4 protein-coding genes are annotated in these 17,569 nt (G+C 44.8%); all 4 read left to right on the forward strand.

Translation table 11 applies throughout. From position 1 onward, the window contains the following. Positions 1–19 precede the first annotated feature (19 nt). On the forward strand, positions 20–2,206 hold the full coding sequence (gene topA, locus AC2VDX_RS21360; RefSeq protein ID WP_378184606.1) for a type I DNA topoisomerase: 2,187 nt from the start codon (positions 20–22) through the stop codon (positions 2,204–2,206). A 1,010-nt stretch (positions 2,207–3,216) separates the two neighbouring features. Continuing rightward, the gene (locus AC2VDX_RS21365) at positions 3,217–7,431 is read left to right on the forward strand and encodes a beta-ketoacyl synthase N-terminal-like domain-containing protein (protein ID WP_378184607.1); all 4,215 of its coding nucleotides are present in this window, start codon (positions 3,217–3,219) and stop codon (positions 7,429–7,431) included. Between the two features lie 80 nt (positions 7,432–7,511). Then, positions 7,512–9,926 carry an SDR family NAD(P)-dependent oxidoreductase gene (locus AC2VDX_RS21370; protein ID WP_378184608.1) on the forward strand — a complete coding sequence of 805 codons (2,415 nt, stop codon included), beginning with the start codon at positions 7,512–7,514 and terminating at the stop codon, positions 9,924–9,926. 535 nt (positions 9,927–10,461) lie between these two features. Beyond that, positions 10,462–17,358, forward strand: coding sequence for a PfaB family protein (locus tag AC2VDX_RS21375; protein WP_378184609.1), 6,897 nt, complete (start codon positions 10,462–10,464; stop codon positions 17,356–17,358). Positions 17,359–17,569: the final 211 nt, after the last annotated feature.

Consider the following 17,569-nt stretch of genomic DNA (forward strand, 5'->3'; position numbering starts at 1 on the left):
AATTTTTGGAGGACAGAGTATGAAACTTGTTTTGATAGAAAGTCCTGGCAAACGGCAGAAATGGCAGAAAAGCCTTGGTTCTGGCTACCGAGTAATGGCAAGCGTGGGTCATGTTGTTGAGCTGGCTAAAGACGGGGAAGATGCACTGGGATTTGACCTATCAGGCGATCGCGTTACTTGTCGATTTGTCCCTCGTGGCGACCGAGGCAAAAAGGTTCTCACAGAACTGAAACAAGCCGTCAAATCAGCAACCGAAGTGATATTTGCAACAGACCCAGACCGGGAAGGCGAGGTAATTTCTTGGCATCTAGCACGAGAACTCAAAGTTAAGAATCCCCGGCGAGTGGTGACGAGCGAGATTACAGAAACTGCGATTAAAAAAGCTATTAACAAACCCCGTCCCCTTGACCAGAATCTAGTAGATGCAGCTCTTTTGAGGACGTGTCTCGACAAGCTCGTTGGCTTCAGAGGCTCCCCTCTAGTTTGGTCGCTCAAAAACGGAGCCAAGTCAGTCGGTCGGGTTCAAAGCGCTACCTTGCACCTGCTATGCGATCGCGAGAGAGCGATTACAGCCTTCGTCCCTGAAGATTACTGGTCTGTTTACGTTGACTACGCCGAGGGTTTCCGAGCCTTTTATGCAGGACAAGTCAATCGCTCCGATGAGCCTGAAGTAGAGGAAACCGATGATTCTGAGTCTCCTGACCGCAAAAAAGCCGCTGAAGGAACCAGAGTGACCACACAAACTCAGGCGGATCAACTGGTGGCGACAGCTAAGAGTCATCCTCATCAGGTAGTCAGCACACAAGGTAAAGTGAGTTTCAAAAAACCACCCGCCGCATTTACCACCAGTTCCCTTCAGCAAGCAGCAGGAGCGCGTCTAAAGCTGAATCCAGAGAAGACAATGCAAGTGGCGCAAAAGCTGTACGAGCAAGGATACATCACCTATATGCGTACAGATAGCCCAACTTTATCTGAGGAGTTTTGCGCTTCGGTGCGGAAGTATCTGGAGCAAAATGACCCAGAGAATGTCCCTGAAACGGCGACTGTTCGCAAAAGTGCAGCACTTTCCCAGGAAGCACACGAGGCAATTCGACCGACAGAGATTACCAGGCTACCATCCGTAATTAAAGCAGAGTTAACACCAGAAGAAGCTGGGTTGTATGACTTGATCTGGCGACGAGCGATCGCTTCTCTATGCCAAGCAGCACGACTCCTGAAGACGAGAATTGTCACGAAATCTGGTAGCGTCACTTGGCAAGCTTTGGGTCAGGTGCTACAGTTTGAAGGCTATCTGCGCTACTGGCGGGATATTGGTTCAGACCAAGTGTTGCCGACTCTGAAAGAGGGACAACCGCTTACCTGTACCCATGCGGGTGCCGATCGGAAGCAGACGATGCCACCATCCCGCTATTCTGAGTCTAAGTTGGTTCAGGTGATGGAGAAACAGGGGATAGGGCGTCCTAGCACCTATGCCCCGACTGTAAAGACTTTGAAAGAGCGGGAGTATGTGGTTCTGAACAAGGGGTTGCTCGTTCCTACCCAGCTAGGGATGGAAGTTGATGAGTTTTTGGGTCGGGTGTTACCTGAGCTGATTAGTGCAGATTTTACGGCAAAGATGGAGCGGGAATTGGATGCGATCGCTCACGGTAAGCTGGACTGGCAAAAGTATTTGACTAGCTGGAACCGCGACTATTTTGCCCCAGCGCTAAAGAAAGCCGGGGCAAAAATTCCCTCTTCTATGCCGACTGTAACGAATCAAAGTCGAGTTAACGTCACTCAACCTGTTAATGAACCCACTGATACTCGGTCTGAACTCACTAATATTCGGTGTCCGAAATGCAAACATCCGATGACGAGGGTTTACTCGAAGTCTAAAAAACTCCAAACAGACCATTTCTTGAGCTGTGATGAGCGTAATCATGGCTGTGGTGCTGTGATGTTTTTTAACGTGTCCACGCTAGAGTATGAATTGCCTGACTCTAAGCGCAAAAATCCGCCGCGTCCTAATACGCCTTCTCAGCATTCTTGTCCGATTTGTGGCTCTCCCTTAGAGCGTTACAAGTACAACAAAAATGGTCAAGATAAGGTGATGTTGCGCTGCTCTAACTCTAAAACCAGACAAAATAAATGTAAAGAAGTAGCATTTTTTGAGAGTAAGAAAGGTAATTGGTGGTCGCCAAAATTTGGCGAGATTGGAGCGGAGTAATCCAGTAATAATGTGTAGGCGTAACTATTGTTTGATTGCTTGATTCACAGACCGTCCTGATTGAAGGACGTTGTTTGCTTGATGGTTTAAGAGTCTTGATTGTACGCAATCATTAAACTCAAGTTTTCACTAAAAAATAAACGCCAAGCCAGTCCGCCAATTCCTCAGCGCGAATCGCATTTCTGCTGGAGAGACATTATAAACTACAGCACAAATATTCACAAGAAACGGGGGCATTGCAACACTTTTGTAATTGCCCTTACACATAGCTGGAGATGAAATAGCTAGGTGTAAGCACACTTTGATTGGCGTAAGAGTTAATAACACCACATTTTTTTTCAAGTTTCTACTCATATATGACAATAAATACAGCTATTAAAACGAAAATCAACCTTATTTTTGCTGTAACACTTACTAAGTCAAAAACTGCATTTTCTGGCTTTTCCCGTTTATTTATAAAAACGAAAATCGAAAAGCAATTTACCTAGATTTTGTAACTTTTGCAATCAGAAAATCTAAAAAACACACTTTTTTACGTTTTCAAATTTAAATTATAAAAAACTGAAACCTGTAGCTCTAGCGTACTTACGATTCTAAATTAGCAATTTTAAATACTCTAACTTTTGCTGTACCTCGGTTTTAACCCCTAAAAATTTTTTTAACTCGATCCCTTAGCTTTATACCCTGTAACCAAGGCTTGGTAAGGATTTTTGAAAAAATAAGGCTATTTTAGCATAAAAAAGGTATTGTAACAAAAATTGTTAGAATAATTAACTTGCTTCAAGGTACTGAAATTGCTATTATTTAAATTCCTGTTTTACCCATCTCTGTGCAGCCTACAAAGCTTTTGCCCATGCTGAGAATATGGAGCTGGGTGTACCCACCCATGTAAAAATAAACAACAAACTTCCACAGGTTTAACTTGAGTGGATATACAACTACACTAAAGCGGAATAACTTGGTATCATAACCCTTTGAACCAGGAACGTCACAAGAAGTCAGGTTGAGGAATGAAGTCTGATAAATCATTGATAAACAACAAAATTAAACGGCAGCTGCAACAAACACCTGTGGCGATTATCGGAATGGGTTGCATTTTTCCGCAAGCCAGGACTTTAGAAGAGTATTGGGAAAATATCGTTACTAAAATCGATTGTATCTCTGATGTTCCTCCCTCGCGCTGGCGGATTGATGACTACTATGACCCAGATCCCAAGGCACCAGATAAGACCTATTGCAAACGAGGCGGATTCATCCCGGATATTGATTTTGATCCGATGGAATTTGGGCTACCTCCCAATATTCTGGAGGTGACAGATGTCGCCCAAATGCTCTCGTTGGTGGTTGCCAAACAGGCAATGGAAGACGCTGGTTACGGTGAGTCCAGGGATTTTAATCGGGGACGCACGGGGGTCATTCTGGGTGTGGGTGGAGGGCAAAAACTGATTACACCCCTAACCACCCGTTTGCAATATCCCATTTGGGAGAAGGTTCTCAAAAGCAGTGGTGTATCTGACGAAGACACCCAAAAGATTATCGAGAAAATCAAACTCGCCTATATTGGCTGGGAAGAAAATTCTTTTCCAGGCATGCTGGGTAACGTGATTGCCGGACGAATTGCCAACCGGCTGGATTTAGGAGGAATTAACTGTGTTGTAGATGCAGCCTGTGCCGGTTCGTTAAGCGCCCTGCGGATGGCGCTGAGTGAATTGACCGAGTATCGTAGCGACATGATGATTGCGGGCGGTGTGGATGCCGACAATTCGATCTTCATGTATATGTGCTTTAGTAAAACGCCTGCCTTTTCTAAACAAGAGAATTCTAGTCCCTTCGATATAAATTCCGACGGGATGCTGTTGGGTGAAGGCATGGGGATGATCGTACTCAAGCGTCTTGAAGATGCCGAACGAGATGGCGATCGCATCTATGCCGTCATCAAGGGAATGGGCACCTCCAGCGATGGCAAATCTAAAAGCATTTATGCCCCCCGTTCGGAAGGGCAAGCTGTAGCGTTGCGTCGAGCTTATGAAGATGCTGGATTTGCACCCTCAACAGTCGGTCTGATTGAAGCTCATGGTACAGGAACCATCGCTGGCGATCCGACAGAGTTTGCAGGCTTAAATGAAGTTTTTAGCCAAAACAACCCCCAAAAACAATATATTGCCCTGGGGAGCGTTAAGTCTCAGATTGGACATACAAAAGCAACAGCAGGTGCAGCGAGCCTCATCAAAACGGCTTTGGCTTTGCACCACAAGATATTACCCCCCACGATTAATATCACCCAACCCAACCCTAAACTTAAAATAGAAGACTCACCCTTTTATTTGAATACCGAAACCCGACCCTGGATTGGCATTGATGATGAAACGCCAAGAAGAGCAGGAGTCAGTGCTTTTGGCTTTGGAGGCACGAATTATCATGTCGTCCTGGAAGAATATCAAAGCGAACATCAGCAGGCTTATCGTTTCCACAGTACGCCAGCGACAATTCTGCTGTGCGCTCCAACAGTAGGAGAATTATTAGCTAAGTGTGAAACCATAGAGTCGCAATTGGCAGGCGATGGCGGCACACAACATTACACAGAACTTGTCACCGCTGCTACTTTAAAAATTCCCGTTGCCTCAGCCAGAGTGGGATTTGTCGCCGCCTCAGCCACAGAGGCGCGTGAATTATTGCAGATTACGATTGACTTACTGAAAAACAAGGCAACAGCCCAATCGTGGGAGCATCCCAAAGGAATCTATTACCGCAAAACTAGCCTGAACCCCCAAGGGAAGGTAGTGGCGCTGTTTTCGGGGCAAGGTTCGCAGTATTTGGAGATGGGTAAGGAACTCGTCCTTAACTTCCCTCAACTTCGCCAAGCCTACAGCGATATGGACAAATACCTGGGCAAAAATGGGTTGCCAGCTATTTCCCAAGTCGTTTTCCCTTGTCCTGTTTTTGACAACGCCCAAAAGGATGCCCAAATTGCGGCATTGCAAAAAACCGAAAATGCCCAACCAGCAATTGGTGTCTTTAGTTTTGGTCTCTACAAGATTCTAGAACAGGCAGGGTTCAAGCCTGATTTTGTGGCAGGGCACAGCTTCGGGGAACTGACAGCGCTTTGGGCGGCGGGCGTTCTGAATGACGAGGATTACTTTTTCCTCGTCAAAGCCAGAGGTCAAGCGATGGCATTCCACGACGATCCCAAAGTCGATACAGGCATGATGCTGGCGGTGAAAGGGGATATCCATAAAGTCAAAGAAGTTGTCGAGAATTTCCCCAAAATCACCATTGCTAACTGGAACTCTAACAATCAGGTGGTGTTAGCGGGAGCAAAGTGGGAAATCGCCAAAGCCCAGCAGAAATTGGAGCATCTTGGGTATTCGGTGGTTTTACTACCCGTTTCGGCAGCTTTTCATTCACCGTTTGTCGCTCACGCTCAAAAACGGTTTGCTGAGGTGCTGGATCGAGTCACTTTCAATCAACCTAAAATCCCGGTATACTCCAATACAACCGGAAATCTTTATCCAGACAATTCCCATACCATCAGGCAAACCTTAGCTGCACATATTCTCAATCCTGTCCATTTTAAGCAGGAGGTTGAAAATATTTACGCAGCTGGGGGATATTTCTTTGTTGAATTTGGACCCAGGAATATCCTGACCAATCTGGTGAAGAATATCCTTGAAGATCGACCCCATTTGGCGATCGCTTTGAATGCCAGTAGCAAAGGAGATAGCCAGCGCCAGTTGTGCGAAGCCTTTGTTCAGTTGCGCGTGGCTGGCTTGCCTTTACATCACCTCGATCCTTACCTAGTTAAACCAAAAACATCCAATTCTCAGCAAAAGAAGAGATTGAATGTGCCTTTAAACGGCGCTAACTATGTCAGTGAAAAAACCAAAGCTGCTTTTGAACAAGCTTTGCAAAACGGACACCAAATCAAGGGAAATCCAGAAAGGGAAAACAGGAATGGGAAATCGACACCGGAGCCGAAGAAATCTTCAGTCCCGAAACAAACACCACACATAGTCCCAGCCCCTAGTCCTCAACCCGTAATTCCCTTAGTCAAAATGCCAAAGCCGATACCAGTTCCACCCGCAACCAAATCAGAGGCGCAACCAATGCCACAATCTTCTCTAAATAACCAGGGTCTTCTAGAAAGTTTAGAGCGCAACATGATGCGTTTTCACGAGCATCAAGCTGCAAGCCAGCAAGTCCACGAACAATACCTGAAAAATCAGCTGGAATATTCCCAAAGATTTTTCCAGCTCATGCAGCAACATTATTCCCTTTTGGGCGCTAGCAATGCTGCGAATGGGTCAGTTGTGAATGGTCAGGCGTCAATAGCGCCGGTTCGGAACTTTGAACAAGGGCAGAACGGACAAGGGACTGATAAACCACAGTATTCGGTTGTTGCCCCCACTGCTACGACTGTCGTGCCGACGCCGGATAATCTGGTGGTTTCTGGGCTAGCCGCCCCAGAGACCGTCCCTACATCGGTGCCAGTAATTTCCCAACCCGTTTCCAGCAACGGTTCGCAGCCAGCCCAGGTTCGCCAAGTAGAGACAAACAGCCTGCAAAATCAAATCGCTCAAGTAGAGCAGGCAGAAGTTGCGCCATCTTTCATCGAAAAGAACCCTAGTGCGTCCGTAACAGCGCCGGTGGATTTGACCCCCCTGATCCAATCCTTGTTAGAAGTGGTCAGTGAGAAGACTGGCTACCCCACGGAAATGCTAGAGCTTTCGATGGACATGGAAGCGGATTTGGGGATTGACTCGATCAAGCGGGTGGAAATTTTGGGAGCAATGCAGGAGTTATTCCCAGATTTGCCGCCGGTGAATCCAGAACAGTTAGCCGAACTCCGCACCCTCGCTCAAATTGTTGAATATATGGGCAACAAAGCTCCATCAATAGAGGTGGAGGTTTCCTATCCAACGTCGGCATCAGCGAAGGCAGAAAACGGATTTGTCTCCCAGGAGAAGGCGAATGCTCTGATCCAATCCCTGTTAGAAGTGGTCAGTGAGAAGACTGGCTACCCCACGGAAATGCTAGAGCTTTCAATGGACATGGAAGCGGATTTGGGGATTGACTCGATCAAGCGGGTGGAAATTTTGGGAGCAATGCAGGAGTTATTCCCAGATTTGCCGCCAGTGAATCCAGAACAGTTAGCTGAACTTCGCACCCTCGCTCAAATTGTTGAATATATGAGCCAGGAATCGCGGGTGGCTGAAAAAAAAACTTAACCCCAGAATGGCAGCAAGCTGAAAATCACAAGATTCAACGCGGTCGGGCGAGGCTCCAACCTCTGAGTGAGGCAGATTATTTGGATTTTACCTTGCCCGATCATCACATTTGTTTGCTGACTGATGACGGTAGCCCTGCCAGTATCAGATTGGTCAAGTCTCTTTCAGACCGAGGGTGGAAAGTGGTTGTATTAAGCTTTCCCGAATCTGTTATTGCCCAACGGCTACCGTTACCTGGAGGAATTAGCCGGGTGGTGCTGGCAGATTTGAGCGAGGAGCATTTGAAACAACAGCTGATGGCGATCGCTACCAGTTATGGTCCCATCGGCGCGTTCATCCATCTGCATCCGGCAATTGGGCATTTTTCAGATAATTTGCTTAACATCCAATCAGAAAAAGCCATCCTCAAGCAGATTTTTCTGATTGCCAAACACCTGAAAAAATCCCTGAATGAAGCAGCACGCAAGGGACGCAGTTGTTTCCTTACCGTAACCCACCTGGATGGGGAATTTGGTGTGGGACAAAAAACCGATAGCGTTATTAGTGGAGGTTTGTTTGGCTTAACTAAAACCCTAAACCTGGAATGGGAACGGGTGTTTTGTCGTGCTATAGATTTAAGTCCAGAACTGGATGCAGAATCTGTCGCCCAAACGATTATCGCCGAACTTCACGACCCCAATCGATTGCTAGTAGAAGTTGGGTATAGTTCGCTTGGTCGAAACACCATTGTCGGCGATATGTGTGCCGTTTCTCGGAAAGTTAACGGTGCAAATAAAATAACTCCATCTTCAGTGTTTCTCGTCAGCGGTGGCGGACGCGGAATCACAGCACAATGTGTTATAAAACTAGCGCAACGCTACCGTTGTAAGTTTATCCTCCTCGGTCGCTCAGCCATCAACCCGGAACCATCATGGGCAAAAGATTGTGTTGATGAATTTGAGCTGAAAAAGCGCATCATGACAGATATTGCTGCACGAGGAGAGAAACCCACCCCAGTCAAAGTCCAAAAGGTACTTAAGGCGATTTCAGCGCAACGAGACATCGCCGGAACGCTGCAAGCGATCGCGATCGCTGGTGGTCAAGCAGAATACCTCAGCGCAGACATTACCGACGCGATCGCTTTACAGGAAAAACTAACCCATGCAGTCCAGCGTTTCGGAACCATTACAGGAATCATTCATGGCGCTGGTAATTTGGCAGATAAATTGATTGAGAATAAAACGGAACAAGATTTTGAAGCCGTTTACTCTGCCAAAATTAAAGGCTTGGAAAATCTCCTAAGTTGTGTCGATGCGAATCAACTTGAGCATTTGGTGTTATTCTCTTCAGCCGCAGGATTTTACGGGAATACTGGTCAAGCAGATTATGCGATCGCTAACGAGATTCTCAATAAATTTGCCCATCACTTCCAGCGCCAACATCCCTCTTGTCATGTAGTTTCCTTCAATTGGGGACCGTGGGATGGCGGGATGGTTACGCCTGAGTTGAAACAGATTTTTGCCGAACGCAACGTTGAGGTGATTCCCGTTGAAGTGGGAACTCAGATGCTAGTTGACGAACTAGATTTTGGCGAACGGAAAACGGTACAAGTCTTGGTGGGTAGTCCTTTGGTCGCGGCGTCTGGAGAGTTAGATTCAGAACTGCGTACTTACCAAATCCGTCGAAAATTAAACCTGAAAGCGAATCCCTTTTTACAAGATCACGTAATTGGCAATCAAGCAGTATTGCCAACCGTTTGTGCTTCTGTATGGCTTGCTAATGTTAGCGCCCAGCTATATCCTGGTCACAAGTTTTTTAGCTGTGAAAACTACAAAGTCTTAAAGGGAATTGTCTTCGATGAAACCTTGGCAAGCGAGTACGTTTTGGAATTGAAAGAAATAGAGAAAAGCCAAGAAAACGGAATTGAATTGTTGGCTATTATACGCAGTGAAGTAGCAGGAAAACCCCGCTATCATTACAGCGGTCAAATTAAGCTTCTGAAGAAAATTCCAGAAGCTCCAACTTATGAATTTGACCAAACTCAAAATCAAGAGTTTTTGTTGCTGTCACCTTATCAGGATGGCACCTTGTTTCATGGGCCAAGTTTTAAAGGGGTAAAACAAGTCTTAAATATCACCCCAGAAACACTGACGATGGAATGCGTTCTACCCAAACTTGATGAAAAGCAGCGGGGACAGTTTCCCGCAGAAACATTCGATTTTGTAGCCGCTGACGTGCAATTTCAATGTATGTTGATTTGGGTAAGGCATTTCTATCAAGCAGCTAGTTTGCCTTTACGGTGTCAGCATGGTGAGCATTTCCAATTTATCCCAGCAGGCGAGAAATTTTACGTTTCTATGGAAGTCGTTTCCAGCAACGAGGCTAAGTTGGTAGCAAATATTACTTCCCACGATATTCAAGGCAAAGTCTACTCGCGAGTATTTGGGGCGGAAGTTACGATTAGCAAACAATTAAATCGCCTGTTTGCTAACTCAGAAAAGATAGGAGTTAAGTGAAGTAAAGCCCAAAGACAAGTTCCGGGTGCTGTAGAAGCGATCGCGCATCAGTTATATCTACGAACGGGATTGATAATGAAGCTCTATCAATCCCCCACCCCGATGTTGCCGCCTCCCTTGAGCAAGTCCTGCCGCCCCCAGAATGCGAGTTAAAGCAGATGGAGGTAACTTTTATCCTGAGTGGGATTTACTGGGGTATGCTCGGCAGTTCCGCTCAGATCGAATTTCAAGAGCTTGGAGTGAGGCTGACTCGCCCATCAAAAAAGCATCGCCCGTTTTCCGGCTGCAATGCAGGCTTTTAGAGAGCAGATACCGCAGATATAGCAATCCTACGTGAAATCATCGGTTCCTGGGCTACCAGTTTAAAGCATGACACACACAAGAAGCTGTCTCCCTGGCTACTGTCCCGTTTTAGGTTGGTAGCCAGTCTCTTTTTCACTCTTCCTTTGTGTTCTTGCTGTCTTTGTGGTTCAATAACAATTTATAGGTAAATTGCCCAAATCATTTCGGGATTGCTATATTTCAGGGATATAGAATGCAAAAAATTGCAATTATTGGTTTATCTTGTCTATTTCCAGGTGCAGAAAACCCAGAGGAATATTGGCAAAATCTAATAGCTAAAAAAGATTTAAAAACTTTAGCGACTGAAGAGCAGATGGGGGTAAATGCCCAATGTTTTTACGATCCTGCCAAAGGAAAACTAGATAAATACTATTGTATGAAAGGAGGTTATATCCGAGACTTTCAGTTTGATGCCAGCGGGTATCAGATTGAGCCGGAATTACTAAAAAACTTAGACAAGCTTTATCAATGGCCTCTCTATGTTTCAAAACAAGCTTTACAAGATAGCGGTTATTTAAACAATATATCAGTATTGCAAAAATGCGGTGTAATTCTGGGCAACCTGTCCTTTCCTACCCGCTTTTCTCACCGTTTATTCGCACCGATTTATCATAAAGTTCTCGATTCAGCACTTCAGCAACTTTTACAAAAAGAATCTTTCCGGTTAGAGAAATCATCAGGCGATACATCAGCCTTGAATGGCATGATGTCCGGATATCCAGCAGCAGTTATTGCCCAAGCTTTGTCTCTATCCGGTATAAATTTATCCCTGGATGCAGCTTGTGCGTCATCGCTTTATGCGATCAAACTAGCTTGTAATTATCTATTATCCGGCAAAGCCGATTTAATGTTAGCGGGTGCTGTGAGTTGCGCCGATCCGTTTTTCATTAATATGGGATTTTCCATCTTCCAAGCTTATCCAGAAGATGGGATATCGCATCCTTTTGATAAGTCATCAGGAGGACTGGTTGCTGGAGAAGGCGCAGGAATAGTTGTCCTGAAACGATATAGCGATGCGGTGCGAGATGGCGATCGCATATACGCCACAATCTGCGGTATTGGCTTATCCAATGACGGAAAAGGCAAATTCGTCCTCAGTCCCAATCCTAAAGGACAAATCTTAGCATTTGAACGGGCATATACCGAAGCTGGAATTACTCCCAACAGTATCGATTATGTTGAGTGTCATGCCACTGGTACTCCTGTTGGAGATATCACCGAACTCAACTCGATGGAAGCCTTCTTCGGTCAGTATCAAACTGCACCTCTGATTGGTTCTGTTAAGTCCAATTTTGGTCACTTGCTGACTGCTGCGGGTGTTGCTGGTTTAATCAAAGTAATTTTGAGCATGACCGAAGAGGTAATCCCGGCGACAATCGACGTAACCGATCCTCTCAGTTCGGATAAAGGCGCGATCGCTGCTAAGCAGATGGTCACTTCCGCTACACCTTGGCCTCACCAACTACCTACAAAACGCGCCGCCGTTAGTGCTTTTGGCTTTGGTGGTACCAATGCCCATTTAATTTTAGAATCTTCAGAGGCAACGGTAGCAGAGACGGAGTATTCCCAATCCCCAATCCAAAACTCATTAGCGATCGTCGGCATGGATGCCTTCTTTGGCTCCTGTAACGGCTTAGATGCCTTCGAGCGCACTATTTATGACGGAACGCAGCATTTCATCCCCGTTCCGCCTCAGCGTTGGCAAGGCATCGAAGAGCATCCCCAATTACTTCAAGAATACGGCTTAGCAAACGGCGAAGCACCTTTGGGAGCATATATCCAAGATTTTGAACTCGATTTTCTCAATTTCAAAATACCGCCCCGCGACGAAGATCAACTGATTCCTCAACAGCTATTAATGCTAAAAGTGGCTGACAACGCCATCAAAGATGCAAAACTTGCTCCTGGGGGAAATGTCGCCGTAATTGTGGCAATGGGTACAGAACTTACCTTACATCAATATCGCGGTCGCTGTGATTTATCTTGGCAAATCAAAGAAAGCCTCGAACAAGCGAATATTTCTTTGCCTCCTGAAAGGATTGCCGAACTGGAAACTCTTGCCAAAGATAGCTTGCATCCTCCAGCGCAAGTCAACAGATACACCAGTTTCATCGGCAATGTGATGGCTAGCCGGATTTCCGCACAATGGGATTTTTCTGGCCCTTCATTCACCATTTCTGCCGAAGAAAATTCAGTTTTTAAAGCTTTAGAAGTCGCCCAATTACTTCTTTCTAATGAGGAAGTAGATGCTGTAGTCGTCGGTGCTGTCGATTTATCCGGTGGATTGGAAAACGTATTATTCCGCCATCAATTAGCCCCCATCAATACAGGAATTAATACCCTCAGTTATGATGAAAACGCTAATGGTTGGATGGTGGGTGAAGGCGCAGGTGCTGTAGTTTTAAAGCGGCACGAAACAGCCAAAAAAGAGCAAGATAGAATTTATGCCGTTATTGATGCTATCAGCTTAATTCAGGATAATGCTAATAATAAATCGACGAGCGATCGCGTAGTCGCACAAGCTGTAGAGCAAGCTTTCAATTTAGCAGGAATTAAACCAACAGACATCGGGTATCTGGAAGTTTTTGGCAGTGGCGTAGCGCCGGAAGATGAAGCCGAAATCACAGGTTTGCTCTCTACCTATCAGACTTCCCAACCCAACTTAAGTTGTTGCTTAGGTAGTGTCAAAGCTAACATTGGTCATACCTATGCCGCTTCCGGGATGGCAAGTTTAATTAAAACTGCCCTCTGCCTATATCATCGATACATTCCCGCTACTCCCCAATGGTCTAGTCCGAAAATGCCGCAGCTTTGGCAAGGCAGTCCTTTTTATGTTGCTACGGAATCGAGAACTTGGTTTTTAGAACCCGAAGCATCTAAGAGAGTCGCTGCAATCAACGGTTTAGGAATAGATGGCACCTATTCTCACTTAATTCTATCGGAAGATTTGAGTCAAACAGAGCGCCACAGTAAGTATCTGGAACAAACGCCGTTCTATCTATTTCCCCTCACAGCTAATCATCAATCTGCTTTACTTGAACAGCTTAATTCGCTACAGAATATTATTGAAACTGGTAACGATCTATCAGTTGCAGCCACACAGACCTTTACTGCTTTTGGACAATCTCCCCAGGCGACTTATACGCTAGCGATTGTCGGTTCTAATAAACAGGAAATCCTGCGGGAAATTCGCTTAGCGATCGCAGGTATCAACAAAACTTTTGAAACAGGCGGAGAATGGAAAACACCGCTTGGCAGCTATTTTACAGCGAAACCTTTAGGAAAACAGGGTAAAATTGCCTTTGTTTACCCCGGTATGGGGAGTTCCGATCTTGGACTGGGACGGAACATCTTCCAGATGTTTCCTAAAGTTTACGATATCTTCTCAACCCTGACTCCCGTTCCAGGTCAGGTAATGCACGAAAAAATACATTATCCCAGGAGTTTAGAGAAACTTTCAACTCAAGCACAAGCAGAGAAACAGGCAGAATTTTTCGGTGATGGAGTCACCATGTGTCAAACCGGAATCAGTTTGGCAGTGCTATATACTCTGATTCTCAGAGAGTATTTCCAAGTCCAACCCCAAGTCGCATTTGGATATAGTTTGGGTGAAGCTAGCGGTATGCTGTTTGCCTTGGGAGTATGGAGTGATAATTATGGGAATTTAAGTGAAGTATTCACTTCCTCTCCTCTATTTAAAACCCACGTATGTGGTCCCTGTTTAGCAGCACGTAGGTTTTGGGGGTTATCAGAAAGCGATCGCTCGGAGAAATTCTGGATTTCCTATGTTCTCAAAGCACCAGTATCGGCAGTAAAGTCAGTTCTAGCGCGTGAAGAACGTGTCTATCTGTCGTTTATCAATACTCCAGAAGAAGTAGTAATTGGTGGAGATCCGAAAGCTTGTTTAAGAGTTATTGAAACTCTCAAATGCAGATATTTTCCCATCAATTTTGATAGCGTATTGCACTGCGAACCAACAAATGCTGAGTATGATGGACTGGTTGAACTGCACTCAATTCCCATTCAAAATGTACCCAATATTCAGTTCTATTCTGGAGTAGATTACGCTCCTCTTAAGCTGGATACTAATTATCTTGCCCATAACGCCGCCAAAATTTGCTGTCAAACGGTCGATTTCCCTACACTTATTAACAGTGTCTACAAAGATGGTGCCAGAATCTTCGTCGAACTAGGTGCTGGTAACAACTGTTCCCGATGGATAGGTGAAACTCTCAAACAAAAAGAGCATATCGCCATGTCCATAAATACCAAAGGCGTTGATGACCAGATTGGCGTAGTCAGGGTTTTAGCAAAACTTCTGAGTCACGGTGTCTCTGTGGATTTGTCCCCACTTTATTCCCTAGCACCAGAAAAATCCATCCAACGTCAATCAATTGTTAAAAAAGTCACTTTGGGTGGAAGCCGAATTTATTCTAAAATATTGACCGCTGAAAATTGTGAAATTTTCCAAAAAGAGATAGCAAACAGGAGTGATAAGTCAAAAGTCATGACAATAGCCAAAGACCAACAACAGACAAATAACAATCAAAAACAAATGATGAAAATATTTCAGCTACAAATAGCTGTAGCCGAACAATTATTGAATCAAAATATATCCGTTAAGAACAATGGTCAGCTAGCCCCTGCAACTTCAAATTCTCAGCCGAATCATTACACAAAGCCTTCTAATATTGTTTGGGATGAAGCAGATTTGCTGGAATTTGCTGAAGGGAAAATTTCCCGTGTCTTCGGTCAAGACTATGAAATTATCGATTCCTATTCGCGGCGAGTGCGGCTGCCAGTTCCTCCCTATCTCTTGGTGAGCAGGGTTACTAAACTTGATGGGGAAAAAAATAGCTTCAAACCCTCTTCAATCACAACCGAATACGATATTCCTCAGAATGCTTGGTACGCGGTTGATGGTCAAGTTCCTTGGGCAATCAGCGTAGAATCAGGTCAATGCGATTTATTATTAATCAGCTATCTAGGAATCGATTTTGAAAATAAAGGCGATCTGGTTTATCGCTTGCTTGATTGCACCCTGACGTTTCTAGATGATTTACCTAAAGAAGGACAAACCCTGCGTTATGACATCCGCATAAATTCTTTTGTACGAAGCGGAGATAACCTACTATTTTTCTTTAGCTACGAGTGTTTCGTCGGGGAGAAAATGATCCTCAAAATGGACGGAGGCTGTGCTGGATTCTTCTCCGACGAACAACTCGAAAATGGAAAGGGAATTATTGTTTCCGATAAAGAACTTGAAGAGCGCAGCAGGATTCGAAAGCAAAAGTTTGAGCCTCTGCTAATCTGTCAAAAATCAAGCCTTGATGAGTCAGATATGTTACACCTCACCGAGGGTAATATTGCTGCCTGCTTAGGAGACCATTATTGGCAAAACGGCTTAAATCCCTCCCTGCGCTTGCCCCCAAAGGCAATGCTCATGATCGATCTCGTTACATCAGTAGAACCCACAGGAGGGGCTTGGGGTTTAGGTCTAATTATCGGTGAAAAAACTCTCGACCCGGATCATTGGTATTTCCCCTGCCACTTCAAAGACGATCAGGTGATGGCTGGTTCCCTGATGGCAGAAGGTTGCGGTCAATTGTTGCAATTCTATCTCCTCTATTTAGGATTGCAAACCTACACTGTCGATGCCAGATTTCAACCGATTCCAGGTTTGCCACAGGTGGTACGTTGTCGGGGACAAGTTACTCCGATTTCTGCAAAATTAATTTATCGGATGGAAATCACTGAAATTGGCATTACACCAAAACCTTATGCAAAATGTAACGTTGAAATCATCCTGAACGGCAAAATTGTTGTTCACTTCAAAGACCTGGGCTTGCAGTTATCTGAAAAGAATCCCAATCAATCAATTCCTGTTGAACAAGCGATAAAACAATCTCTACAGCAGACTGAATTGCCCCGGAAACCAGCCTTATTAAATGAAGAGCAAGTCACCGAATTTTGTCTAGGTTCTGTTGCTAAGTGTTTTGGGCCAGAATTCGAGATTTATGACAACGGTAGCGTCAAAGCTTCGCGGATGCCTAATACTCATCTCAATTTAGTGCATCGCGTTTTGGAAGTGAATGGTAAACGCCATCAACTAACAAAAAATTCCAGTATCGTCACCGAATATGACGTTCCCCCGGAGCCTTGGTATTATCGCCAAAACTCATCTCCGACGATACCGTACTCAATTTTAATGGAGATAGCTCTACAACCATGTGGTTTTCTTTCTGCTTATTTAGGAACCACTTTGCTGTATCCGAATCAAGACTTGTACTTCCGCAATCTTGATGGACAGGGTCGCATTCTCAAGGATATAGATATCCGAGGAAAGACGATTACTAATACAGCGCGATTGCTTTCTTCATCGAATATTCAAGGAGTAATCATTCAAAGTTTTGATTTTCAAATGGTTTGCGATGGCGAACCCTTTTATGAAGGAAATGCCGCATTTGGTCATTTCAGTCCCCAATCTTTGGCAAATCAGGTAGGACTGGATCGCGGTAAGGATGTTCCACCCTGGTACGAAACTGAAAATACCACTGGACTACCTAAAGCAAAAATAGACTTAAGGAGTCAAGAAAGTAGAGCCAAGTTTTATCGTATTAATCAGGCTCGACCACATTATCGTCTCGCTCACTATCAGTTAGACCTCCTCAATGAAGTACGAATTATTGAGGGAGGTGGAAACTATCAGCAAGGCTACATCTATGCCAGAAAAGAGGTAAAGCCGAATGACTGGTATTTCAAATGTCATTTTTACCTTGACCCTGTCATGCCAGGTTCATTAGGAATCGAGGCAATTTTGCAAGCGATGCAAGTTTATGCTTTGCAATTTGATTTAGGAAAACAATTCAAATCTCCCCGTTTCGTTCAACTCATCGACCATCAAATAATTTGGAAATATCGCGGACAGATTCCTCATGGTCATACCGAGATGTATTTAGAGGTTCATATTTCCAAAGTTGATATTACCCCAAACAAAGTCACCCTAATCGGTGATGCCAGTTTGTGGAAACCCAATCTGAGAATATATGAAGTCAAAGACATCGCTCTTTGTTTAGTTGAGTCTGATTAAAATCTACCAAACTCACACTACGGTTCAGTTAGGGTTAGAAAATCCTCTCCCTGTGTAGGTTGGGTTGAGGTACGAAACCCAACTACAATCTGCTATAGCAATGTCACATTACGGTTCAGTTAGGGTTAGAAAATCCTCTCCCTGTGTAGGTTGGGTTGAGGTACGAAACCCAACAAGAGTAAGCATTTGTTGGGTTTCGTACCTCAACCCA

The organism is Coleofasciculus sp. H7-1 (assembly GCF_057473865.1).